General features: G+C 51.2%; 34 protein-coding genes and 1 riboswitch. Of the genes, 13 read left to right on the top strand and 21 right to left on the bottom strand.

Annotated features, from left to right (window positions below; translation table 11 throughout):
* Nucleotides 1-278 precede the first annotated feature (278 nt).
* From F3I20_RS16080 to F3I20_RS16130, 12 genes are all read right to left on the bottom strand, one after another.
* Nucleotides 279-965 (bottom strand): bacteriophage antitermination protein Q, encoded by a 687-nt coding sequence (locus F3I20_RS16080; RefSeq protein WP_150037997.1) that lies wholly within the window; start codon nucleotides 963-965, stop codon nucleotides 279-281.
* The gene (locus F3I20_RS16085; RefSeq protein ID WP_150037996.1) at nucleotides 962-1,345 is read right to left on the bottom strand and encodes a hypothetical protein; all 384 of its coding nucleotides are present in this window, start codon (nucleotides 1,343-1,345) and stop codon (nucleotides 962-964) included. The genes F3I20_RS16080 and F3I20_RS16085 overlap by 4 nt, the downstream gene beginning before the upstream one ends.
* Nucleotides 1,342-1,638 (bottom strand): DUF1364 domain-containing protein, encoded by a 297-nt coding sequence (locus F3I20_RS16090; protein ID WP_150037995.1) that lies wholly within the window; start codon nucleotides 1,636-1,638, stop codon nucleotides 1,342-1,344. Before F3I20_RS16090 ends, F3I20_RS16085 begins: the two co-directional genes overlap by 4 nt.
* Nucleotides 1,635-2,285: a phage N-6-adenine-methyltransferase gene (locus tag F3I20_RS16095; protein WP_150038001.1), complete on the bottom strand. Its 651-nt coding sequence runs from the start codon at nucleotides 2,283-2,285 to the stop codon at nucleotides 1,635-1,637. The genes F3I20_RS16090 and F3I20_RS16095 overlap by 4 nt, the downstream gene beginning before the upstream one ends.
* A complete protein-coding gene (locus F3I20_RS16100) occupies nucleotides 2,285-2,884 on the bottom strand; it encodes a DUF1367 family protein (RefSeq protein WP_150037994.1) in 600 nt (199 codons plus the stop codon). Before F3I20_RS16100 ends, F3I20_RS16095 begins: the two co-directional genes overlap by 1 nt.
* A 57-nt stretch (nucleotides 2,885-2,941) precedes the next feature.
* A complete protein-coding gene (locus tag F3I20_RS16105) occupies nucleotides 2,942-3,139 on the bottom strand; it encodes a hypothetical protein (RefSeq protein WP_150037993.1) in 198 nt (65 codons plus the stop codon).
* 345 nt (nucleotides 3,140-3,484) lie between these two features.
* Nucleotides 3,485-3,640: a type I toxin-antitoxin system Hok/Gef family toxin gene (locus tag F3I20_RS16110; protein WP_150037992.1), complete on the bottom strand. Its 156-nt coding sequence runs from the start codon at nucleotides 3,638-3,640 to the stop codon at nucleotides 3,485-3,487.
* Nucleotides 3,641-3,826: 186 nt separating this feature from the next.
* Nucleotides 3,827-3,976: a hypothetical protein gene (locus tag F3I20_RS23975; protein ID WP_190286168.1), complete on the bottom strand. Its 150-nt coding sequence runs from the start codon at nucleotides 3,974-3,976 to the stop codon at nucleotides 3,827-3,829.
* A gap of 180 nt (nucleotides 3,977-4,156) precedes the next feature.
* The gene (locus tag F3I20_RS16115; RefSeq protein ID WP_150037991.1) at nucleotides 4,157-4,678 is read right to left on the bottom strand and encodes a hypothetical protein; all 522 of its coding nucleotides are present in this window, start codon (nucleotides 4,676-4,678) and stop codon (nucleotides 4,157-4,159) included.
* An 18-nt stretch (nucleotides 4,679-4,696) separates the two neighbouring features.
* Complete coding sequence (locus F3I20_RS16120) at nucleotides 4,697-5,023, bottom strand: hypothetical protein (RefSeq protein ID WP_150037990.1); 327 nt, start codon at nucleotides 5,021-5,023, stop codon at nucleotides 4,697-4,699.
* A gap of 71 nt (nucleotides 5,024-5,094) precedes the next feature.
* Complete coding sequence (locus F3I20_RS16125; RefSeq protein WP_150037989.1) at nucleotides 5,095-5,838, bottom strand: ATP-binding protein; 744 nt, start codon at nucleotides 5,836-5,838, stop codon at nucleotides 5,095-5,097.
* Nucleotides 5,839-5,840: 2 nt separating this feature from the next.
* Nucleotides 5,841-6,662, bottom strand: a complete 822-nt coding sequence (locus F3I20_RS16130; RefSeq protein WP_150037988.1) for a DUF1376 domain-containing protein — start codon at nucleotides 6,660-6,662, stop codon at nucleotides 5,841-5,843.
* Nucleotides 6,663-6,689: 27 nt separating this feature from the next.
* On the opposite strand from F3I20_RS16130, the gene F3I20_RS16135 reads away from it, so the two are divergent.
* Nucleotides 6,690-6,905 (top strand): hypothetical protein, encoded by a 216-nt coding sequence (locus F3I20_RS16135; protein ID WP_150037987.1) that lies wholly within the window; start codon nucleotides 6,690-6,692, stop codon nucleotides 6,903-6,905.
* 13 nt (nucleotides 6,906-6,918) lie between these two features.
* Here the strand turns inward: F3I20_RS16135 and F3I20_RS16140 are convergent, their stop codons facing one another.
* Both F3I20_RS16140 and F3I20_RS16145 read right to left on the bottom strand, forming a co-directional pair.
* Nucleotides 6,919-7,407 carry a toxin YdaT family protein gene (locus tag F3I20_RS16140; RefSeq protein WP_150037986.1) on the bottom strand — a complete coding sequence of 163 codons (489 nt, stop codon included), beginning with the start codon at nucleotides 7,405-7,407 and terminating at the stop codon, nucleotides 6,919-6,921.
* On the bottom strand, nucleotides 7,385-7,618 hold the full coding sequence (locus F3I20_RS16145; RefSeq protein ID WP_150037985.1) for a Cro/CI family transcriptional regulator: 234 nt from the start codon (nucleotides 7,616-7,618) through the stop codon (nucleotides 7,385-7,387). The genes F3I20_RS16140 and F3I20_RS16145 overlap by 23 nt, the downstream gene beginning before the upstream one ends.
* A gap of 88 nt (nucleotides 7,619-7,706) precedes the next feature.
* On the opposite strand from F3I20_RS16145, the gene F3I20_RS16150 reads away from it, so the two are divergent.
* The 10 genes from F3I20_RS16150 to F3I20_RS16195 all read left to right on the top strand — a co-directional run bounded on the left by F3I20_RS16150 (nucleotide 7,707) and on the right by F3I20_RS16195 (nucleotide 14,271).
* Nucleotides 7,707-8,108, top strand: a complete 402-nt coding sequence (locus F3I20_RS16150) for a helix-turn-helix domain-containing protein (RefSeq protein ID WP_304623020.1) — start codon at nucleotides 7,707-7,709, stop codon at nucleotides 8,106-8,108.
* Nucleotides 8,109-8,286: 178 nt separating this feature from the next.
* Nucleotides 8,287-8,505: a hypothetical protein gene (locus F3I20_RS16155; protein WP_150037983.1), complete on the top strand. Its 219-nt coding sequence runs from the start codon at nucleotides 8,287-8,289 to the stop codon at nucleotides 8,503-8,505.
* A gap of 166 nt (nucleotides 8,506-8,671) precedes the next feature.
* Nucleotides 8,672-8,866: a cell division protein FtsZ gene (locus tag F3I20_RS16160; RefSeq protein WP_150037982.1), complete on the top strand. Its 195-nt coding sequence runs from the start codon at nucleotides 8,672-8,674 to the stop codon at nucleotides 8,864-8,866.
* A gap of 70 nt (nucleotides 8,867-8,936) precedes the next feature.
* A complete protein-coding gene (locus F3I20_RS16165) occupies nucleotides 8,937-9,212 on the top strand; it encodes a DNA breaking-rejoining protein (protein ID WP_150037981.1) in 276 nt (91 codons plus the stop codon).
* Between the two features lie 83 nt (nucleotides 9,213-9,295).
* Nucleotides 9,296-9,559, top strand: a complete 264-nt coding sequence (locus F3I20_RS16170) for a hypothetical protein (protein ID WP_150037980.1) — start codon at nucleotides 9,296-9,298, stop codon at nucleotides 9,557-9,559.
* Nucleotides 9,552-11,789, top strand: coding sequence for a phage-associated endonuclease (locus F3I20_RS16175; protein WP_150037979.1), 2,238 nt, complete (start codon nucleotides 9,552-9,554; stop codon nucleotides 11,787-11,789). The genes F3I20_RS16170 and F3I20_RS16175 overlap by 8 nt, the downstream gene beginning before the upstream one ends.
* The gene (locus F3I20_RS16180) at nucleotides 11,786-12,349 is read left to right on the top strand and encodes a siphovirus Gp157 family protein (protein ID WP_150037978.1); all 564 of its coding nucleotides are present in this window, start codon (nucleotides 11,786-11,788) and stop codon (nucleotides 12,347-12,349) included. The genes F3I20_RS16175 and F3I20_RS16180 overlap by 4 nt, the downstream gene beginning before the upstream one ends.
* A 38-nt stretch (nucleotides 12,350-12,387) precedes the next feature.
* A complete protein-coding gene (locus F3I20_RS16185) occupies nucleotides 12,388-12,687 on the top strand; it encodes a hypothetical protein (RefSeq protein ID WP_150037977.1) in 300 nt (99 codons plus the stop codon).
* 2 nt (nucleotides 12,688-12,689) lie between these two features.
* The gene (locus F3I20_RS16190) at nucleotides 12,690-12,923 is read left to right on the top strand and encodes an excisionase family protein (protein WP_137229915.1); all 234 of its coding nucleotides are present in this window, start codon (nucleotides 12,690-12,692) and stop codon (nucleotides 12,921-12,923) included.
* 55 nt (nucleotides 12,924-12,978) lie between these two features.
* Nucleotides 12,979-14,271, top strand: a complete 1,293-nt coding sequence (locus F3I20_RS16195) for a tyrosine-type recombinase/integrase (RefSeq protein ID WP_150059925.1) — start codon at nucleotides 12,979-12,981, stop codon at nucleotides 14,269-14,271.
* A gap of 396 nt (nucleotides 14,272-14,667) precedes the next feature.
* Here the strand turns inward: F3I20_RS16195 and F3I20_RS16200 are convergent, their stop codons facing one another.
* The gene (locus F3I20_RS16200; protein ID WP_150015387.1) at nucleotides 14,668-14,937 is read right to left on the bottom strand and encodes a hypothetical protein; all 270 of its coding nucleotides are present in this window, start codon (nucleotides 14,935-14,937) and stop codon (nucleotides 14,668-14,670) included.
* A gap of 317 nt (nucleotides 14,938-15,254) precedes the next feature.
* Here F3I20_RS16200 and F3I20_RS16205 point away from each other — a divergent pair, with 317 nt between their 5' ends.
* Together F3I20_RS16205 and F3I20_RS16210 are read left to right on the top strand one after the other, a co-directional pair.
* Nucleotides 15,255-15,797, top strand: a complete 543-nt coding sequence (locus tag F3I20_RS16205) for a DsbA family protein (protein WP_150015388.1) — start codon at nucleotides 15,255-15,257, stop codon at nucleotides 15,795-15,797.
* Nucleotides 15,798-16,020: 223 nt separating this feature from the next.
* Entirely contained in the window at nucleotides 16,021-16,434 is a 414-nt protein-coding gene (locus F3I20_RS16210) for an ASCH domain-containing protein (RefSeq protein WP_150015389.1), read from the top strand.
* 9 nt (nucleotides 16,435-16,443) lie between these two features.
* Here the strand turns inward: F3I20_RS16210 and F3I20_RS16215 are convergent, their stop codons facing one another.
* From F3I20_RS16215 to F3I20_RS16240, 6 genes are all read right to left on the bottom strand, one after another.
* A complete protein-coding gene (locus F3I20_RS16215; RefSeq protein ID WP_150037975.1) occupies nucleotides 16,444-17,412 on the bottom strand; it encodes a HesA/MoeB/ThiF family protein in 969 nt (322 codons plus the stop codon).
* 9 nt (nucleotides 17,413-17,421) lie between these two features.
* Nucleotides 17,422-18,180 (bottom strand): thiazole synthase, encoded by a 759-nt coding sequence (locus tag F3I20_RS16220; RefSeq protein ID WP_150037974.1) that lies wholly within the window; start codon nucleotides 18,178-18,180, stop codon nucleotides 17,422-17,424.
* Between the two features lie 2 nt (nucleotides 18,181-18,182).
* Nucleotides 18,183-18,380 carry a sulfur carrier protein ThiS gene (gene thiS, locus F3I20_RS16225; protein ID WP_150015392.1) on the bottom strand — a complete coding sequence of 66 codons (198 nt, stop codon included), beginning with the start codon at nucleotides 18,378-18,380 and terminating at the stop codon, nucleotides 18,183-18,185.
* The gene (locus F3I20_RS16230) at nucleotides 18,364-19,308 is read right to left on the bottom strand and encodes an FAD-dependent oxidoreductase (RefSeq protein WP_150037973.1); all 945 of its coding nucleotides are present in this window, start codon (nucleotides 19,306-19,308) and stop codon (nucleotides 18,364-18,366) included. The genes thiS and F3I20_RS16230 overlap by 17 nt, the downstream gene beginning before the upstream one ends.
* A gap of 131 nt (nucleotides 19,309-19,439) precedes the next feature.
* A riboswitch (TPP riboswitch) is annotated at nucleotides 19,440-19,559 on the bottom strand.
* Nucleotides 19,560-19,705: 146 nt separating this feature from the next.
* The gene (locus tag F3I20_RS16235; protein ID WP_013196130.1) at nucleotides 19,706-20,020 is read right to left on the bottom strand and encodes an ArsR/SmtB family transcription factor; all 315 of its coding nucleotides are present in this window, start codon (nucleotides 20,018-20,020) and stop codon (nucleotides 19,706-19,708) included.
* Nucleotides 20,021-20,036: 16 nt separating this feature from the next.
* A complete protein-coding gene (locus F3I20_RS16240; RefSeq protein WP_150037972.1) occupies nucleotides 20,037-21,155 on the bottom strand; it encodes an alkene reductase in 1,119 nt (372 codons plus the stop codon).
* Nucleotides 21,156-21,389 lie beyond the last annotated feature (234 nt).

A 21,389-nucleotide genomic window follows, 5' to 3' on the forward strand; every position in this document is an offset into this window, starting at 1 on the left:
GTTTTTCCCGCTTCGGTAGGAATAACTGGTATAGCACATTGTGAACAAAAACAGCGCAATGCAAACATTTATTAACAAATAGCACGCATTCACCGCAGAGAAGCGCACTCTCATATATCCCATGCCTGCCGCGTATAACCCGCTGCTTCCGGCATCATGGAGTTCGTTTTTATACAGTATAAAAACGTACAAACCCGCACGCAGGCGGGTTTGTTATAATTCTGACCACATATCAGAATTGCGCTAAATATGGCTTAATTTGTTCGGTTTTGCAATACCTAGCTGATAGCGTCGTCAAAAGCCTTATCCTGTTTGAGATACAAAACTGAATCCAACGCACTACAATCCAGGTTGGTAACAGCAGACTTTAAAGCACGCCAGTGCGGGGCATATATTTCACACCAGGTAGAGCGAGAGACTCCTAAATGCCCGGCGAGGGCGGCGCCAGCATATTGCTTGTATGTTTCATTAAGGTTCATTGTGGCCACTTCCTGCACCGCCAGCCATACCAGTGCTATCAATCGCTTTTTTGTTTTTCTCATCAATCCTTCGGGAAGATGTTTTTGGTGTTCATTCCAGATAGCCTCACAAATCAAAGTCTGGTACCGGAAATTCAGGTCGAAGCCATAGCAATATTTCAACCAAGCCTGTTCGTGTTCAGGGAGCATATTAACCGCCCGTCGCCACGGCGCTGCTGAAAAACCGCAATCATTTATCGGCGGCAGAGGTCTGCGGCGACTTCGCGTTTCCAGCACATAAACAGCACTGTTTTCAGCTTTTACGCACTGGACTCCTCCCCTGCCGTTGTCCAACTCGACGACATGAATCGGCTTGCGTGGGCTACGGTCTTTATCCGCAGGAGGGTGCTCACAAAACGCCTGCAGCTGCCCTTTCGTTTTACCTGAGTGATCCATCAGTGCACGGGTAAGCTCAATCCGGGCGTATTCGAGTAATTGAGGTGTCATTTCGCAATCACCTCATTCTGCCAGAGGGGTAATGGCTCTTTAAACCCTGTCCGGCGGATCCTTGACTTCGCGTTGCGCTCAATCTGGATAAGTTTTTCGATATTCTGGCGCCGCTGTTTTTCTTCACGGCGGAGATAATCAACGGTGTCTGCCAGTTGCACCTCTCGCAGAGCAATAGACAGCAGATAATCGAACGGGTCCAGAACGGCATCGCATCGGCGGCAACGAACCCGTCGCTCGGACTCATTAACAAAGACGCCGGGGTGAAAGCACCGGACTTTTTCACCCTCAGGCAAAAATTGCAGATCAATTTTTTCCATCCCTTCTTTCGCCGGGAATGCCACGACGTTCAGGAGTTCGGTTTCTGTTTCAGTGCTCATAACTTACCTTCACTTCTGAGAATTGATTGCGTGCGGAAAACAGCTTCGGCGTGAAATAAGCGAAGCTCATCGCGGGAGTAAGGTGTTTTTATGCGTCCATCGACGGCTGCATGACAGGCATCGCAGCCCCACGCGCCCTGTGCATCATCAGGTTTGCACCCGGTGCCACACGTTCCAGCTAGCCGATAATGAGCAAGTACCGTAGTTTCCGGATAGAAATTACAGATACCAGGGATCCTCATCTGGCATTCGCGGCCACGCGCTTCTTTTCGGAGATTAACGGAACGCCTCATGCAGCCACCCCGACTAACTTCATCGCTGCACGCCGGATTTGAGTCAGGAACATGTGACCTGTGGTTTCAAGTTCTTCGCGGCTGATGTAGCTTACCGCCCGGCCAGTCCATTGTTTATCGAACACGGCAATAGCCATACCGAAGCCTGCTGAAGACTCGGAAGGCTCCCCCTCGGCGGGGATGTACCAATCGGGGAGATCATAGCTGATACGCCCGCGAACGAAGGCGATGTGATCGGCATTCTCCGGCCACCAGCTTTCACTTGTCGCAGACTTAATGAAGAAAACATACCGCCCACCTCGCTCCCGCATGGCGAACGTATGCTCCATGATCGGAACCATGCCGGTGATGTACTGGCCTTCGAATTGAGTAGCGCGGCTGTATGGCGGGTTGGCGTATGCTGCACCGCCGAGATCACTCAGGCGGGAAGCCCAGTTCTGTGTTAATGCATTGCTTTCTGCCGTGTAATAAGCATCACATTTGGCGTTGTGGTCGTCGGCAAACAAGTCAAGAGAGAACGGACCAAACCTGGCGTTGATGCCCCACCAGATTGCATCCGGAGTACACCACTGATCCCCCACTTCTCTAAGCTTGTGGACGTCACGATTTCGAAGTTCTTCGAGTGCCTGACAATATGGGTTAAGCATCACGCTGCATACTCCAGCAGCTGCGCGGCCACATTTTCAACTTCGATAGGTGATGAGAATTTACGGAACAGGATGAAATTCCATAAAACATTCAGGGTGGATTTATAGAACTGCTGGAATTCGATCTCGTCCATTTTGGCAAATGAAATGGACTTTGCACGGCGGTTGCGGCTACCGTCCGGGTAAACGTGCTCGGTGTAATATCCGGCCTGAATGGTCACCCATTCGCGGTATGCTTCGAAGGATTTAAGGAGGGCAATATCGCGCGTACGGGTATGTGCTTCATCGGCAAGATACTGCTCGGCGGCATCGAAAAGCGCAACACTATGCTGCTGACCAGCCTGTCGGCAGAGAAAATCAACGAAGCCGTTAACCAGCTTTTGCTCTTCAGGAAGAATCGTTCCGCCGGTGGGCGTCCAGTACTCAAACCCAAGCTGAAGAAGTTTAAAAAAGCGCTTATGGAACTGGTAATTACGGACACGCTTAAAATCGGCGTGAATCCACTCACCGATTTTAATGCGCTGCAAAAAATCGCTGGCCTCGGGCGTCGCCGGGGTCAGGATTACAGAGCTAATTTTTTGTAGTTGAATCTGTGCCATCGGTTTTCTCCGGTGACACAGTGGTTTCTCAGCAGGTTGTTCAGACCTGTCTAAAGATTATAGTGGATTATCAGCATCATCAACAGCAGGTAATCCTGCCGTTTTTCGCGCTTGCGCCATCTGTTGCAGGCTGGTTACAAATTCTCCTGGTTTCAGCACAAAACCAAAGATAACATCGCCGAATTCGTTCCTGTAAAGCACAACGGGTCTTGTACTGTTCTTCAGGCCACGAATTAAGTGGTCAGGTATGATCATCACTTCGCTCCAGCATGTTCTTGGGGATCCGTTAATTTCCTTCGCGCGTCCCGATTGTTAAGCCGATGCATACGCTTGTCTCAACCAACCTTTCAGGGCTATGTGAGATAAGTGGCATTAATTTACTGTATATAAAACCAGTATAGACCTCCAGTAATCATTGGCTTTTTTTTGACCATATCGATATAAATCAATTATTTGTGTATTTTATGAACAGTAATTTAGCGAAGCGCTGAATTAGCGAATGACATGATGGGATTCAAAATATCTTGAGAGGGGAATGGGTGCCTGAGAACGCCTCAGCTAAGCACGGCGGTGGCGGGGATTACTCCCCGCCGGTTGCCCTTACTGGTTGGATTCGTAAGCCATTACAGCCGCAACCTCCCTGCTACCGTCCCGTATTCGCAGTTCGTAAAGCGAATGGCGGGTTAACAGTGTAAATACCAGTATCGTCAGGCAGACGATAACCAGACACCAGATAACAGAATCTTGCGGCTTCATGGTTGCTTCTCCTTGACCTTGCGGTCTGTAAGAGGCTAACCTGTACGTGACTAGCATACGAGGGGCCTCGGGATGATTGAAAAATCACTCGGGGCTTTTCTCTTTCTGCCGTTTGCAAATGCTTAAGGCAGAAAGCCTCAAGCACCCACAGCGATTATATCTCACTTTATTACTGAAGACACTGCGTTACGACTCCCCGCCAAGTGCTTCAAAGATTTCCTCTGCCAGCTCTTCACCATCTGCATAATCAACATGGCAGTGAGCGATAAACTGATCCCAGTTTTCTTCCAGGAACTGGCGCACTGTCAGCGCCTGAAAATCATCCAGTTCGGACATAGGCTTCCCTCAGTTTTTAATATGACGCATCATAAAGAATGCGAAGACTACAACTACTACAAGAAAAGATAAAACTACGATCCCACGTATCATATCGATACCTCCACGTACTGTGTGATAGGGTCAGATTGCAATTATTCAATACTGAAATAGCCCCGGATATCAGGTTCATTTAAGAGATCACACTCTGTCCATGAAATACTCTACCGCCGCTTTTTTGCGGCTAATCTGACGTGCGATGTTTTCTATCTGTGACAACCAGCGCATTTCGTTTCTGAGTTCGCGGCGGCGTTGGCGCACCCAGGCCATGGTCGGGAATTCCTGTATATCTTCCTGAGCGGACCAGACAACCTTCAAAGGCGTCTGGTTTGCTGTCGGGGCGGCACTGGTACTTTCTGGCTCAGAACTGGTGCTTTCCGGTGCAACACTGGTGCATTCTGGTGTCGCTGTTACTGAAACTGGTAAATTTTCTGGCTTAACTGGTAATATTTCCGGCATAAGTGGTAAAAATTGCGGCATATCTGGTAATGACCCCGGCTCCGCTGGCAGGCACCAGTGCGCACCATCCCTGTTAACAACGCCCTCCTCCTGCAGCTCCCGAAGCATATTCAGGGCATCAGCGGCATCAATTTTCATTATGGCTGTAAGCTCACGCGCAGTGGCTTTGCCGGTTCTTGCCAGAACATCAGTCAGTTTTTCCATGAGATATTTTCCTTCAGATCAGTGTGATCGAGCTGCACGGAGCAGACGGTCGAATTCATAATAACGCGTGATATAAGCCATTTCGGCTTCGCTGAAGCGGGTCGGCAGTCGTGATTTACCCCCGCCGCTGCGGCCGGTTTCCGCCGCCGAACGCTCATAAAATCTCTCGCTGACGCTGCGCCGATGATAGGCACGATGCTTTCCACGCAGTGACGTTTCCAGCCGACAGTTTGGCGAACCCTTCAGAACCTTAAGCGCCACCCACAGGCTTTCAGGGTCATAGCCCGGTTTTACCTCACGTAGCAGTGCGTGCATTTCCGGTACCGTCAGCGTTTTGCCCAGCATGAGTTTTGCTAGGTCCGCGCCGGTGATTTTTGTCGGTCTTCCCACTGTGAAACCTCCTAGTTCTTCAAAATTTATTGCCGATAAGGCTGGCTGTTCCGCACCTGAGATCTGAAACTACCCCAGGTGAAATTTACCCAAATGCCTTTGTCCATCTTCAGACGGTCCACGACGCGTTCGCCCAGCGTGGCGGCCAGCTCGTCATAATTCAGGTTGGTAAGCACACCAACAGGCTTCATCGCGGCCAGGCGGCGATCCACAATCTGATTCAGCAACACTTTCTCGTGCTGAGAACCCTTCTGGATCCCGACTTCATCCAGCACCAGCAGGTCAACACGATCCAACTCGTCGAGTAGAGCAGACTCAGATTGGCCGCCGTCATAACAAGCCCGTACACGCAACATCAGGTCGGCTACAGTGACGATAAGCACCGAGCGATTTTGGGCCAGCAGGTAATTACCTATCGCCGCCGCGAGGTGGTTTTTCCCGGTACCGGGACTACCACTGAATACAAAGCTCGTGAAACCGTTGCCAAAGTTCATCGCATAGCTCTTAGCCAGGCTGAGAGCATGGCGCTGGCCATCGCCTTTCACTTCGTAATTTTTAAAAGTGCAATTCCGGTGCAAATTCTGAATCCCCGATCGACCGAATATTTTTTCTGCCCGAACCTTGTTGTTCAGTTTCTCCACTTCGACAGAACGTTTGCGCCCCTCTTCCTGCTGCCAGGCTAATAATTCTTCAGCAGTTGTGAATCGCGGTTGAACACCGGCAGGCATAAGCCGCTGGAGTCGTCTCAACAAGTCGGATGTATTTTTCATGCCTACCCCCTGAAACCGTCAGGTATTTTGTTCTCAGGTGACGAAATTGTGTTCACGTCTCTGCCTCCAGTCGCCCGGCTACCTTGCCAACCTCGCGGTTTGTCCTGACTGTTCTGCAACCAGGTGGTGATGAAACGTTTAATTCCTCGCGGGGTCTTGCGTTTGGCAGGGTTACTATCCAACCAGCCGCGCATGTTTCGAAGTTCCTGCTCGATATTTACGCCAGGATATAACCCCATCTGCTCACGTAGATAACTTTCGGTCACATCGAAATTACTTTTCCCATCGGTTAACGGGAGAGAAATAAAAACTGGTCCATTGGTCTGGTGCTGAACCTGTTCAGTGCCAGACATAATGTTTTTAGATCTTTTATCTTTTAGATCTTTATTCTTATTAAGATCTTTATTCGTTGAGTTCTCGTTATCGTTATGTTCAAACGGGATTTCAACGCCCGTTGAACGGTCGTTGCTTTCTCGTTCCTCTTCTGTTGATTTATTTGCCTTCCGCTTAGCTGCCGACGCCCTTCCAGCCGCAGACTTCTGCTCAATTGATGCTCTGACTATTTCAAGGTCACGCTCAATGCGAGCATGAACCCATTCAGAACCAATTTCGTTAAAGAACTCCTTCAACGACTCTTCAACGGAAATCCAACGGTCGTTACTCATCCGTGCAATTTTTGCTAATCGGCTTTTTGGTATTGGCTTTCCTGTCTGCCAATAATTGAACATCAGCAGCAAATAAGCCCCATGCTCTTCTGTAGACAGATGCATGGTATCTGCCAGATAATCAGCTATGTACAATTGCATGTAAGGCAATGCAGCCATAAAACACCTTCAGACTATGGAGTCATAATGAACAAATTTATTGCAACACCGCACAGGCCTGAAATTTCCGTCAGATACGATGAGCATGACAATTCGCTTACAATTTCTATCAACCACTGCCCCGGAGTCGACTCGGAAGAGTTGGATATATGCCGAGAAATTGAGATGCACGTCGGAGAAGTTCCTCGCCTGATCGACGCCCTTACTAAGGCATATGAATGTGCTTCTGGAGAGAAGCCATAATCCACATGCTAAGTTATGCATAATTGCCCCGATATATCTCACGAGCTTCACGATGCAGAACCAGTTCAATAGCTGTTCTGGTTGCAATAAACGCCGCGATAGCCTGGTTTATCTCCCTCAATGCAGAGGCTGGTGCAGCACCTAGATTTACAGCGTTGACCGCCTCTATACCTTCTTTTGCTGCCAGTGCCGCCAACAAAATCGGATCGCCAGGTGATTCAATCCGGGCGCGGCGTTCTGTTGGAAGAACCGCCAGAGCTGCTGCTTTCAGACCTTCAGCCTGCGGTGCGTATCTCGGGCCATCAAATCCCCTGAAAATCCGCTTTACCCGCTGAACCGCATTTCGAAGGCCATCACCTGTATCGACTGCTGGGAGGATGTCGCCCCCACCATCGGCATGATATTGATCCGCTATGGCCATCCCGACCGCTTTCCAGCCATCTTCAAGCGCCCAAGCTTCCAGTTCGGATGCAACGACATTAATCGTAGGACTGATTTTCATGATTCAGTTCCCCTTCCCTTTTTGCTTTAGCATGACTGTCGTAGCATCTTGGGTCATAAACTAACGATCCATCGGAAGCTGTCTGAAGGCGCATTGCTCTACCTTCCGGAACAAGTTCACCCCATTTGTAAATTGATGGAAGTTTTACTCCTGCTGCTGATGCCAGCTTACTTTTACTTCCAAAAAACTTGAGCGCATCCCTTGTGTACATACTCCAACCTCATAAATTAGCCATAGCTAATAAGATATACACAAGCCATAACTTGATCAAGGGATATTAGTATTAGCTAACTATGACAATACAAGATATGACTATTGGAGAGCGTATTCGCTCTCGCCGCAAAAGCCTTGGTCTAACACAAAAATCCCTCGCAAAAGCCTTAAAGATCTCCGACGTTTCGGTATCTCAGTGGGAAAGGGATACCAGTGAACCGACAGGGAAAAATCTGCACGCGTTATGCAAAGTGCTAAGGTGCCCTGCTGCTTGGATTCTTTTTGGTGATGAAAGTAAAACCCCAGAGGAACCGAGTGACCAACTAGTCCAACTGGACGAACGCCAGCAGGAGTTGCTTGATCTGTTCAATGCGATAACTGATACAGAGCAAGATGAATTTCTTAACGAGCTTCGAGCCAGAGTCGTAAACAACCAAAATCTACTTGAAGAACTCTTAAAGGCGAAGAAACGCAGCCAAAAAAAATAACGCAATAATTTTCAATGCGTTATGTGTCTTTTTGCCAATTTTTCAAGTTATAACTTAATTTTATGTTGATCTAATTCTTAGCAATGGCTAATCTCATCCCATCGAAACCACACAGTGATTTCTCAGATAACACGTTCCGCCAGCCTGGCGACAAGGGCACAACACTGGAGATGCAGCAATGCAAAAGTATACCAATGCGGAAATGTATGTGGACCGATTCACAGGAAAGCAATACTTGGTGCAGAAAGGTTACAGCGGAAAAGTTCAACAATTCGCTCCGGGCGTAACCGTCTACTTTGACGGATCATGTTGTAAAGGCGGAAAAACCGGCCAGCAGGTTTTTAAAAACCGCAAAGATTTAAATTCCTGGCTCCGCATGATGGGATTTAAAAAATAATTTAGCTGGCTGTGCAGACAGAGAACCGATGCTCTCAGAGTGACCATCCATGATTACTGCTCACGGCCAGCTAAACCAAAAGCGATTTTACATGCCCTCACCAGGGGAACGGTTCTCATTGAGAACGCCGGAAACGTAACCGGCATATTAATTTAAGGAGATTACGATGTACGGCACAGCATTTATGCCACGTCATGCCGTAGTTCCGGGCATGATGATTAAACATAGAGGTAAATATTGGCGTGCCTCTGCAAATCTGAAAAAAGGGTTATATGCATTGACCCCTTCAGAAGTAACCAGAATTAACAGCGATGTTATTGAAGTAATGCTAAATCAACGCGGATTACCGCTCATTAACTAATTTCACATTCAACAGGGAAAACTATGCCGTTAATCCGGCAGGGAATTCCACAATTTTTTCAGGAGCTAATATGAAAACCATCAGCATTATTAATTTTCAATTATGTGCTATCAACAGCGAACTGGCATCGTTCAATTGTGAAGGTTCAATAACCGGCGTAATTCATACTACCCCATCAAACACAACAGTTGTTCTTGATGGTGGCTACGTTCTCGGACGGTACGGTTGTGTTCACAAGGCAGTTGATGAACTGACAGATATACATATGCAGCTACACGACGCCGAGAAAGAAAACGGCACTTATACAGAATATAAGAAAAACATGGTAGGCACCGTATTTCATTAAGGCTCACCCGCCCCGTTAATGCGGGGCATTTATCAGCATAAGCATTTGTTAAGTGCTTAATCTGATAAATGAGGAGTCATAAATTGGATATTACTCTCGCGTTCAAAAAACTATCACTGACGAACGGTGATGAAATCACATTAAGCATTGCTCCAAGTGCAATGCAAAAAATGATTATTGAGTTAATCGCTCAGGGTTATCTCACCACAGAGGAAATGGCGACATACGTAACGAGCCAATTAAAGATTTGCGATAAACGGAACCTTCCATACGTATTACCTGAAAACGTATTGAAAAAATTAAATGAAACTTATCAGACCGTAAATAACGGGGGTGGAAATGTCTAAATATGTTGGCTGTTGGTTTGGCCTTGAGGAAGCCGCTGAAGAAAATGGCGAAATGCGAATCGCCCATGCTTTTGAGGCTGTTAATGATAAACAGGCAAAAGCGAGAGCTGCACTCCTTTTCATGGAAGCTTTCCCTGACGCTGATGATTCTCAATTCGACTTACGGATTTATGCCGCAGCTGAGGGTATTCCCATCCCTGCGGAAGAATGGGACGAAACTTTTTTATTCGATCACGAATGGGACGACGAGCTGGGCCACCCTGTGGCCAACGTCCAGTCCAACCCTGTTGATTTTTACAAGCTACAACCATCAATGCGCGTCGCAGTACTGGTGAAATACAGCACGACTGAAATCACCAGTGACCAGCTCGGTGCAGCTATTGAATTGCAGCAGCGTGAAACGTCGACGTTCGAGAGCCATATCGTAGAGGCTATTACCAAAATGCCATCAATTACGGCTATGTACCCTGAACGTATACTGGAAGCCATCGATTACATTCGTGAAACCTGCGCTCATATTAAAAAGTGGCCGGAAATTAAAGCTGTACTGGCAGGCTGGCTGAAAAATCATGAGCTTAAACGCAAAGATGGAGAAATTAGTGAAGTTAATGCGGTAATTCCCCGCCCCTACGAACACACACATAAAACGCTCGATCTTGAGATAGCAGTTGCTCTATGGGCTGGCGATGTTGACCCAAACGCTCCCCTCGCTTCAGTAACACGCTGGGCAAACAGTATCATCAAGGATGATCGCGAAGACTGGAAACGCTGGTCAATGCAAATGCGAACCCAGCCAAATATTCTCAAATATGACCGCCCATCAATATTTGGCGTCGTCCGTGATGCACCTTCGTCAGATATTTATAAGTCACCGGAATTACACGGTCGTTACATCGCAGAGTACCTGGCCGAACACGGAAAAACAGAGGGACAATCAGATGAAACCGAACAGAACACGGCGGCATCAACTCGCTTACTGGAACATGAACCGTCAGAAATTGCTCCAGTGGAACCGCAACATTCTGATAATGAGTCAGCTGCGGGGACGGTGGAAACTGCGCCATCTGTAGATGATGGCGGCCCGTTCTACTTCCTCATGGCTGACGGTAAAAAAGTCGGACGAGCAAACAAGCCTTCCGGGCTGAAAAAAGCACTCGCTGATGGCGGTACCGAAATCAGCCAGGAAGAATATCAGGCGCGTAAAAATGGTACGTACAAAGCGCCGCAGGAAGTTATCCCACAACCTGCCGGGCAAACTGAGGTTAACAAAATCGCTGACGGTGTTTTCTCGATCGATAACCTTATGGGGAATCAGCAGCCAGCCAGCCCCTCAGACGAAGGCGAAAAAGCGGAAGTCTTACCTCCGGCGGCCACTGCCTCTGGTGCCTTCGTGCTCCGGGCAGACGAACTTGAAAAAGAACTCGGTGACAGCGAGAACCTTTCACTCTGGAAAAGCGTTATGCGCACCAATCCTCGTTACACGAAGGATATGGGTGATCTTGGGTTCGGTGGTACTTCAATCAATGCCGAATATATGGTTATGCGAGCCACAGAGTCATTTGGTCCTGCCGGCACCGGTTGGGGATGGACGATCCTCGAAGACAAAATGGTTGAAGGCGCACCACTCACAGAAAAAATCTTTGAGGGCACCAAATTTGTTGGGAAACGCATTCTTCGTGATAACGACGGCACCCTGCTTTTCGAACTGAACCACTATCTGCGTATCGCGCTTTGGTACATAAAAGACGGCGTAAGGGGAACGGTCGAAAACTTTGGTTCAACACCTTACCGCCAGACAACTAAAAACGGTATTTACTGCGACAGCGAAGTGCATAAAAAGTCGCTCACCGACGCAATAAAGAAATGCCTTTCCATGCTCGGGTTCTCCGCTGATGTATGGCTCGGCCTTTACGACGACGCTGCATATAAAGCTGAAAGTGTCCTTGAATTCGGCATTAAGGATGCTGCGGAAAAAGCAGATGACTCAACCAGGATCCGTGAAGAACTGGATGAACGTTTTAAACAGAACGTCGAAACGATGCGAAAAGCAGTTTCCCAGAATGAAGTTTCAAAAATTGCCAGCAGCCTGACTCGCACAGTTGGTATTCACCTGAAATCAGCCAAAGAAATTAACGATCAGGAATACGTCAAATATCTTGAGGGTCGTTTGCGTCGACTCGAAGAGGTTAAGTCCGAATGCCTCGCCAGATTGCAGGAGAAAGCAGCATGAGCAACCGTACTATCGACCTCGCTTTAGAGATTAATAAACTTGAATCCCTCGCCGCCGAAGGCGGGGATCTCACCCCGGAAATGATTGCCGACACGCTGGAAGGCATTGAGGGAATGCTGGAAGACAAGTTCGACGCCACCATGAGTGTTATCCGCGATTTTGATGCAAAAGCAGAAGCCTGCAAAAAAGAAGCGGCGCGAGTAAGCGAGCGGAAAAAACACTGGGAGCGCCAGTCTTATGCGCTCAAAAGTTACCTGCTGCAATGCCTGCAAGCCAGCAAACGCACCACCTTCAAAACCACGCTCAACACCTTCACGGCCCGCAAAGGTAGCGTAAGCCTGAAGATCGATAACGTGGATTTACTGCCGGATGAGTTTGTCGAGTCTCATACAGAGGTGGTTACCACCACAAAGAACGACGAACTAAAAAAAGCATTGCTGGAGCTGGCTACCAAAATCGAAGCGGCCCGCGCTGCCGGCGAAGAACCAGACCCGGAATTGCTCAGGACTATTCCCGGTGCCCACCTCGAAACGGGATCACCAACTTTACAGGTTCGTTAATCAGCTGCGGCCCGCGTTGCCGCTTACAGGTAATCATTATGACTGTACAACGATTTAATACAGTTGCCGCTGCAGCGATGTTGCCAGCAGCTCAGGGGAAATATGTTCTCGCGTCGGACTATGACGACGTTCTCCAGCAGAACGACCGGATGCGTGAGGCCATAGAGTTTGCCATCGCGCCAGATCTATGGATGTTGATTTGTGCCGATGAGGGCGCATGGCGTTATAAACGCGGCACGCCGAAATACCAGGACGTGCTCCGCCGCGCCCTTGAATCCGATATCGAGGCGACGGGACTGAAGGGGAGGAGCAAATCATGTTCACTGACGAAAGCGTAAAAATGAACACCATTATCATGATTGAGCCCAATGAATGGGTTACGGAACAGTTGCTGATCGCGGTGACCGGGCTTAAGCCGGGAACCATCACCCGCGCCCGTAAAAAGTCATGGCTACTTGGCCGGGAATATAAACACATGTCACCCGAAGGCGATCCAAAGCCCACCAGCGAATGCGTCTACAACCGGAAAGCGGTCGATGCATGGATCGCATCGCAGAAACAACCAATCGGATGACCGTAAGAAATGAACGCGATAAGCTTATCAGGCTCCTGGGCGTCAGGAGGGAATAATGAGTAAAGCATCGTACCCGACAGGCGTCGAGAACCATGGCGGATCACTGCGCATATGGTTTCTGTATCAGGGTCAGCGCGTCAGGGAAAATCTTGGCGTGCCTGACACTGCAAAAAACCGCAAGGTAGCCGGAGAGCTTCGCGCTTCGGTCTGCTTTGCAATAAAGATGGGTAGTTTTAACTATGCGGTCCAGTTCCCGGCTTCGTCTAATCTGAAGCGCTTCGGGCTGGAGAAAAAGGACATTTCTGTCGGCGAACTAGCGGAGAAGTGGCTGGATTTGAAGAAAATGGAAATCAGCGCGAATGCTCACCACCGTTATTGCTCAGTGGTGAAAAACATGATCCCCCGAATCGGTGCCCGGCGAATGGTGTCTTCGGTGACAAAAGAAGAGATGCTGTTTCTCAGGAAAGAGTTATTGACAGGCTATCAGGTGCTGGAAAGGGGCCGAAAAGTACCGGTTAAAGGGCGAACGGTGCCAACCGTCAATTACTACATGGCCACCATTGCCGGCATGTTCCGGTTTGCTGCCGATCACGGCTATCTGAGTAAGAGCCCGCTTAGCAGCATATCGCCGCTGAAAAAAGCCAGAGCTATACCTGACCCGCTCAGCAGGGATGAATTTACCCGATTCGCGCTTGCGTGCCGTAACAGGCAGGCCCGGAATTTATGGACACTGGCGGTCTATACGGGCGTGCGACATGGCGAACTGGTCTCACTGGCATGGGAGGATGTGGATCTGAAAGCGGGCACGCTGACGGTCAGGCGAAATCTCACTACATTGGGTGAGTTTACGTTACCAAAGACCGATGCGGGCACCGACCGGGTGATCCACCTGCTGGAACCGGCACGAGAAGCACTAAGGGATCAGGCAGAGCTTACCCGAATGGGCAAGCAATACCTGATGGAAGTAAAGTTGCGGGAGTATGGCCGGACAAGCTCTCACCCCTGCACTTTTTTATTCACCCCACAGCTTACCCGTTATGGTGTAAAGAGTGGTCACCACTATGCAGTCGGGGCACTGAGTACCATGTGGACATCAATAATGAAACGGGCGGGAATACGATACCGTAAAGCGTACCAAACCCGCCATACTTATGCGTGCTGGATGCTGAGCGCCGGGGCCAACCCATCATTCATTGCAACACAGATGGGTCATTCCAGCGCGCAGATGGTTTACAGTGTTTATGGGAGCTGGATGCCCGAAAGCAGCGCCGGGCAGGTGGCCATGCTAAACGAGAAGTTGACAGGCTGTGTCCCACCCATGCCCCACAGCCTTAGCGTAATTAGATAAAAACTCTACAAATCATGTTGTTATGTGTTTAATATAAGCATAACAACCCGGTGTTTATTATGTTGACGTCATGTTACAGCACCCTATTTATATTAAAGGTAAACAGGCTGTTGAGTTACTTAAACAGACGAGATTTACCGACACATTTCTTGATTAGAATCAATTTCAGCCTGCGAGAATAATTAACTAAAAAATTTACACTTCATTTATGAGGTGATATTTTTTACTTTAAAGACAACTCTTATTAACGGTTGATATTTACTGACCCCAGAATGAGAACAAATTGCTGAATGGTCAGTAAAGCAACGCAGGAATAATCATGTTGAATGAGCGTTGATCAGGGTCTGACGCTTCGATCTCAGTGCGGATATATCCTGGCGCGGGTCAGTCCTCACCCTAAAGCCGATCATGATCCATTGGCGTGCGAAAAGCGTGACGTGCGGCAACCATCAACTGACTGGCTGTCACCGTGGTGGGAAGTCGAAGCAGAATTTTACTCGCCTGCCAGTAACAGAGCACCATGACCTCATCCTCCTCTTTTTCAGCCAGCTCATGCAGCCGGGCGCGCAGTGATAACACGTCAATACTCTGCTGATCATCCAGCATGTCAGAGATTGTCTTGTTAATGACGCGATGGAGAATTTTCCAGGTAAGATCAGTATGCAAAATTAACCTCTTCTAACGCTTATCGGCCCCAGGCAGACGATCAGCAGGCAAACAGCAGAAATGGCTTCATCATTCGGGCGAGCAAATTCTGCAGATAACTATAGCTGCTTGCAGTGGACGATGCAGATCCAGCTGTTGAGCATGCCAAGGCCGATAATTCTAACGATTAATGGCTCTGGCTGTCGCCTGTTACGCACGTCTCAGCTGCTGACTGCTGTTTTTTGTAACAATTACGGCTGATTCTCAACTGGCTGATGTGATGAGGATTTGCCAGGGTAATGACACTTCCCGTTCCGTTTATCGTTAAGGAGTTTTTGATGAGTCAGCATGCTGATATCCTGATCTGGGGCCACGGTCCCGCAATCTTTGAAGTCTTTCTGGAACCTACCTGCCCTTTTTCGGTTCGCGCGTTCAATAAATTCGACGCCTTACTGGCGCATGTGGGTGAAGAGAAGATGACCCTGAAGATTCGTCTGCAATCACAGCCGTGGCACCTCTATTCCGGCGTGATTGTGCGTTACATCCTTGCCGCCGCCAGCGACAGTAAAGAGGCGGCAAAGAAGGTAATGCAGGCAGTCGCCGATCATCGCGAAGAGTTTGAGTTCACCGATCACTGTACCGGCCCGAATCGCGATGCAACGCCGAACCAGATTCTGGCCCGCCTCAGAGAGTACAGCGGCGTAGATGCCAGCGCCGCGTTTGATCAGCCCGATCTGCAGAACGCGATTAAATGGCACTGCAAATATGCCCGCCAGAATGGTATTCATGTTTCACCGACCTTTATGGTGAATGGTCTGGTGCAGCCCGATATCAGTAGCGGTGACGACATTGAACACTGGGCGAGCTTTCTGAGGCGTTAGTTTTTGCGCGCGGCTGTGGCTGGCCGCGCCAGAGTATGCCTCTCCTTTGCGATCCAGCAAACACCCAAACCCAATATCCTGATAATTGAGCCTGTTTTCCCATGAGCAGGCCGGGTAAGCTGTAACGCTCCTGGCAGCATGTCAACCGCTGCTGCTTTATCTTAACGGCGACGCTGACCTGCATTTATCCCGGTCAGGCGCTTATTTCATTAAGGATTTGCGGATGTCGATGACGCAGGAACAACTGCAGGACAAATATCCGGGTGCATCCACAGATGCATTCGGTGATTCCCCGGAATTAGCTAACGAACTGGCAACGCTGATTATTGCCGGCAAGAAAGTCGCCTCCTGCGGTTCGTTACAGAGCTGGCAGGATCAGGAAGTCCTGCCTCAGCCGGGCGGCTACACCCTTGTTCTGAACGGCGAAAAACGGCCCGTCTGCGTGATTCGCACCACCGGACTGTTCCTGACGCGCTTTGACCGCGTCACGCCTGAGATGGCGATGCTGGAGGGTGAAGGCGATCTCAGCCTCGACCACTGGCGGCAGGAACATCAGCGTTACTTTGAACGTGAAGGCTATTTCCATAAGGAAATGGAGCTGATTTTCGAGACGTTCCAGCTGGTCGAAATTGTGTAAACCGGCAGGCTACAGCGTGTTTGCCGCCATCAGCGCCATCCGCGTGATCCCCCGTGCGGCAAGGTTCTCTGCCGCCTGAGCTGCACGCATTCCACTGGCACACACCAGCACCACGCGCCGATCGGACGGCGGCTGCCAGGCCGCTATCTGCTGCGGCAGAATGCGTAGCACCCGTTCGGCCACACTGACCGGCGCTTCTTCGGGACTGCGCAGTTCCACAATGCAATCGTCCTCACTGAGCATCAGCTTATCGATAAACGGGATGCCCGGCGCGTCGGGTTCAGGCGCGTCATCAAAGCGGAATTGCCTGATGTGCCAGTCCGCAAAGTCGCAGTGGATCATGCAGCCGAGCGGCGACGGCGTCAGTTTCAGCAATACGCTCAGCACCATCTGCGCCTGCATCGCGCCCAGCGTTGCTACCGCAGGCCCCATTACGCCAGCCGTGTTGCAGTTACCCGACGCCTTCGGTAACTGAGGAAACAGCGCACGATAGCCAGGCGCACCGCCGCAGAATCCACCGACGTAACCTTTACGACCCAGCACCGAGGCGCAGATCAGCGGCAGATCACGCGGAGAGCAGGCGTCGGAGAGTTGATAGGTGATGGCGAAGTTATCCGCCGCATCCACCACCAGATCGATCCCCTCCAGCGCCTGCGGCAGCTGACTGGCGCTCAACATCTGGGGATGTGCCTCAACGTGGCAGTCAGGATTTCGCTGCGCCAGCGCGCGCTGCGCGCAGATTGCTTTTGGCTGGCCCACATCTCCGACGCCAAACAGCGTCTGCCGGTGGAGGTTGTTCAGCTCAATCCGATCGCCATCGTAAAGCCGAATAAACCCCACGCCCGCGCCAGCCAGTAACGGCAGCAGCGTCGCGCTGAGTCCACCCGCGCCCACCACCAGCACCCTTGTCCCGCTCAGGCGTTGTTGCCCCGCTTCACCAATCTCCGGCAACATGGTCTGTCGCTGATAACGCGTCATCGTTGTTCCTTAACTGAACTTTGCCAGACCAAAAATGGGGGTTGAGGCTGACGCCATGTCGCGCTGCTCCATCAATCCTGCCTGAAACGCCTCATGCCCGCCGTGGATCGCGGCAGCAAAGGCACCCGCCATCCGCACCGGATCGCGCGCTTTTGCCACCGCCGTGTTTAGCAGCACGCCATCAAAACCCATCTCCATCGCCTGCGCCGCCTGGCCCGGCGCACCGATGCCCGCATCAATAATCAGCGGCACATCTTTAAACCACGCCCGCATGGCACGCAGCCCTTCGATATTGCGCAACCCCTGACCGGAACCAATTGGTGCGCCCCAGGGCATCAGCACTTCACAACCCGCTTCCAGCAGTTTCTCGCCAACAATCAGATCTTCGGTGGTGTAGGGAAACACCTGGAAGCCGTCAGCGCAGAGGATCCGCGCGGCTTCCACCAGCGCAAAGGGATCGGGTTGCAGCGTATCGGCATGACCAATCACTTCCAGCTTAATCCACGGCGTGTCGAAAAGTTCACGCGCCATCTGCGCCGTCGTTACCGCCTCTTTCACCGTATGGCAGCCTGCGGTATTCGGCAGAATCCGTTTGTTGAGCTGCTGCAACAGCGTGCGAAACGCACCGCCTTCGCTGCCTTCACGACGAAGGCTGACGGTAATGATCTCCGCACCTGATGCGTCAATAGCCTGATGCAGAACGTCTGGTGACGGATATCCGGCGGTGCCGAGCAGAAAGCGTGATTGCGGGGCAAATTGATAGAACATGGTTAACCTCCCTGCATCGGTGACAGGATTTCCAGCTGGTTGCCCGCCTCAAGCTGCTGGCTGGCATAACGGCTGCGAGGCACAAACTCACCGTTCAGCGCCGTGGCGACGGTACGCGGGTCGATCTGCTGCTCCGCCATAAGTTCAGCCAGCGTCATTGCGCTGGTTTCAATCGTGCGTCCATTAAGTTGAACTCGCATGAGTCATCTCCTGAGTGAGTTGCAGCATGAGTTTTTCAGCCATAATCGGGGCCAGTAAAAAGCCGTGGCGGTAGAGCCCGTTTAACGAGAAACGGCCATTTTCATAGCGGACCTCCGGCAGATTCTGGCAGTAGGCGGGACGCAGACCGGTGCCACTCTCCACGATGCGCGCTTCCGCCAGCGCCGGATGCAGACTGTAAGCCGCGCTCAGCAGCTCCATCATCGCCCTGGCGCTGATCGGGCTGCTGTCGTGACTTTCGACCATGGTGGCTCCGAGCATGAAGTGGTCTCCGGCACGCGGCACCAGATAGCAGGGAAAGCGCGGATGCAGCAGACGGACCGGACGGGAGAGCTGAACGTCATGCGTGTGCAGGATCAGCATTTCGCCCCGCACGGCGCGCAGAGCGGGCTGCTTATCAAGAGCATGGATGCCGCGGCAGTCGATGATTTTGCCGCCAGGTTTACCGCTGTGAAAGGGTACGCCAGCCTCCTGCAGTGTGACGCGCAGTTGCTGCAGTGCGCGGCGCGGATCAAGATGCGCCTCTGCGGCAAAGAACAGGCCGCGGGCAAAGCGATTTTCCAGCGCCGGTTCGATGTCACCGGGCGCGACCCACCGATGCTGCTCCGTCATGCTGGCGAAGCGGGTCAGTTCGCGACTGTCTCGCGGCGGTGCAACCACCAGTGTGCCCTGCTGCTCCACGCCATCAACGCGTTTCGCCCACCAGCTCGCCGCATGCTGGCCCCATTCGATCACCTGTGGCGGCGCGCTTTCTGCTTCGCACCAGGGCGCAAGCATGCCCCCCGCCCAGTGTGAGGCTGCACGACAGTCAGGCTGCGTAATGACTTCAACGGCTTCTCCCCGTTCCAGTAGTAGCGTGGCGACACAGAGTCCGGCAACGCCGCTGCCTAGCACCGACCAGCGGCTCATGGTGCCCACCGGAGAGGAAGAGAGTGATTAAGAATGAGATGTTTCACTTTGGCCTCGTTATCGGTTAACGAAGACCCGTGATACAGAGGGAATAGGCAAAGGCGTCGCGAACGCGCGCCTGCGGCAAGTATCGGATGCGATACCCGTCTTCCTACGCCAGTATCAACTGGGTCAGGTTCTAAGGGTCGCTAAGCCGCGCGCTGCGCTATTAGCCTCTCAGTCTCTCTGGCGAGACTCCCCTGACGGCTTTAGTTGTAAGTTAAGCGGGCAGCTTCGTCAAGCCGCGTGCATGAAGACGAGTCAGAAATTCGGGGGATATGTGCAGACTCTTGCTCTGAGTGCAAACACTCTTCATTCGCAGATGCGGAAAGAGAAAAATGCTAATACTGCAAGTGCCCTAAAGCGCCTGCAGCGATTGTGTCACCACGTCGGTTATTTCACGAATACGCGGTTCAGCGCGGCGATAATAGGTCCACTTCCCGACTTTGCTGGCTTCGACCAGTCCCGCATTGTGCAGGGCTTTCAGACATAACGAGGTAGCGGGCTGTGATAAGCCCGCCTTGTCCTGGATCAGGGTGGCACAGACGCCATACTGAGCGAAGGGATAGAGCTGCGAATAGCCCGCAAACGCTTCGTCAGGATTTTTAAGCCACTTCAGCACTGCCACTCGGGTCGGGTTGGACAGTAACTTCAGGGCATTTTCGGGGGACATGCCGCCTCACATAAGATCAGGATTGAAAAACAGGATAGTCAGTATAGCCTTTCTCAGTGCCACCATACAGGGAGGCGTGATCAACGGGATTCAGCGGATAACCTGCTTTAATGCGTGCCGGCAAATCGGGATTCGCAATAAACGCGCGGCCAAAACCCACCAGGTCACCCCAGCCGTTATCCAGCATACGCTGTGCTTTTTCCGCGGTGTAGCGACCAGAATAGATGATCGGAGAACGAAATGTATCGCGCAGTGCAACGCGGAAACTTTCTGGCATATCCGGGCTATTATCCCAGTCTGCTTCAGCAATCGAGAGATAGCCAACTTCCAGCTCATTCAGCAGCTGCGCGGCACGGATGTAGGTCGCATGGGGATCGCTTTCAACCAGACCGAGATAGACGCGCTCTTCATCAGTACTCGAAAACAGCGGCGCAAACCGGACGCCCACACGATGGCTGCCAAACACCGCGCTGACCGCCTCAACAACTTCACGCAGGAAACGCAGACGATTCTCTGCTGAGCCGCCATATTCATCCGTGCGGAAGTTGGTATGCTCCGAAATAAACTGGTTAATCAGATAACCGTTGGCGGAGTGCAGTTCTACACCGTCAAAACCGGACTCTTTTGCATTTTCCGCCGCACGCCGATAAAGCGCCACGATCTCTTTTACTTCTGCGTTCGTCAGTGTCCGTGGTTCGCTGGGTGCAGTTAATATCCCCGCACCGGGTCCGGTTTCGATAAACACCCGGACGTTATCAGCGGCGATGGCTGAAGGCGCTATCGGTGGCTGCTTACCTGGCTGAAGTTCATTGTGAGAGACGCGGCCAACATGCCAGAGCTGGCAGAAAATTGTGGCACCTTCCTGATGTACCGCCTCTGTGACCTTCTTCCAGCCCGCGATCTGGGCGTCGCTGTGGATCCCCGGCGTCCATGCATAGCCCTGCCCGCGAGGCTCAATCTGGGTGCCTTCAGTGATCATCAGTCCCGCGCTGGCACGCTGACGGTAATACTCCACCATCAACTCGCCGGGAATGTTACCCGGCTGCTCACTGCGGCAACGCGTCAGCGGCGGCAATACCATGCGGTTACGAAGCGTGAGATCGCCCAGGTTCAGGGGGGTAAACAGTGACGGCATGACAAACATTCCTCTGATGTGTAAAAGGCATCATTATATTTACACATTTAAATTTGTAAATGTGTAATAGGTGCTTTTCGTTTTAAGTCGGGTTTATCGGAGTGCCTCATCTGACAAAACAGCCTCATCGTAGCAATCCCGCACACGCGGCTCTCAGGCTGGCTTTATTGCCACGAGAGAGCCGTCAAACGCAGGATTATCACGATTTACGCTAAGTATTTATCAGTGAACGTC

Origin of the sequence: Candidatus Pantoea gossypiicola (assembly GCF_008632075.1) — a bacterium.
GTDB lineage: Bacteria > Pseudomonadota > Gammaproteobacteria > Enterobacterales > Enterobacteriaceae > Pantoea > Pantoea gossypiicola.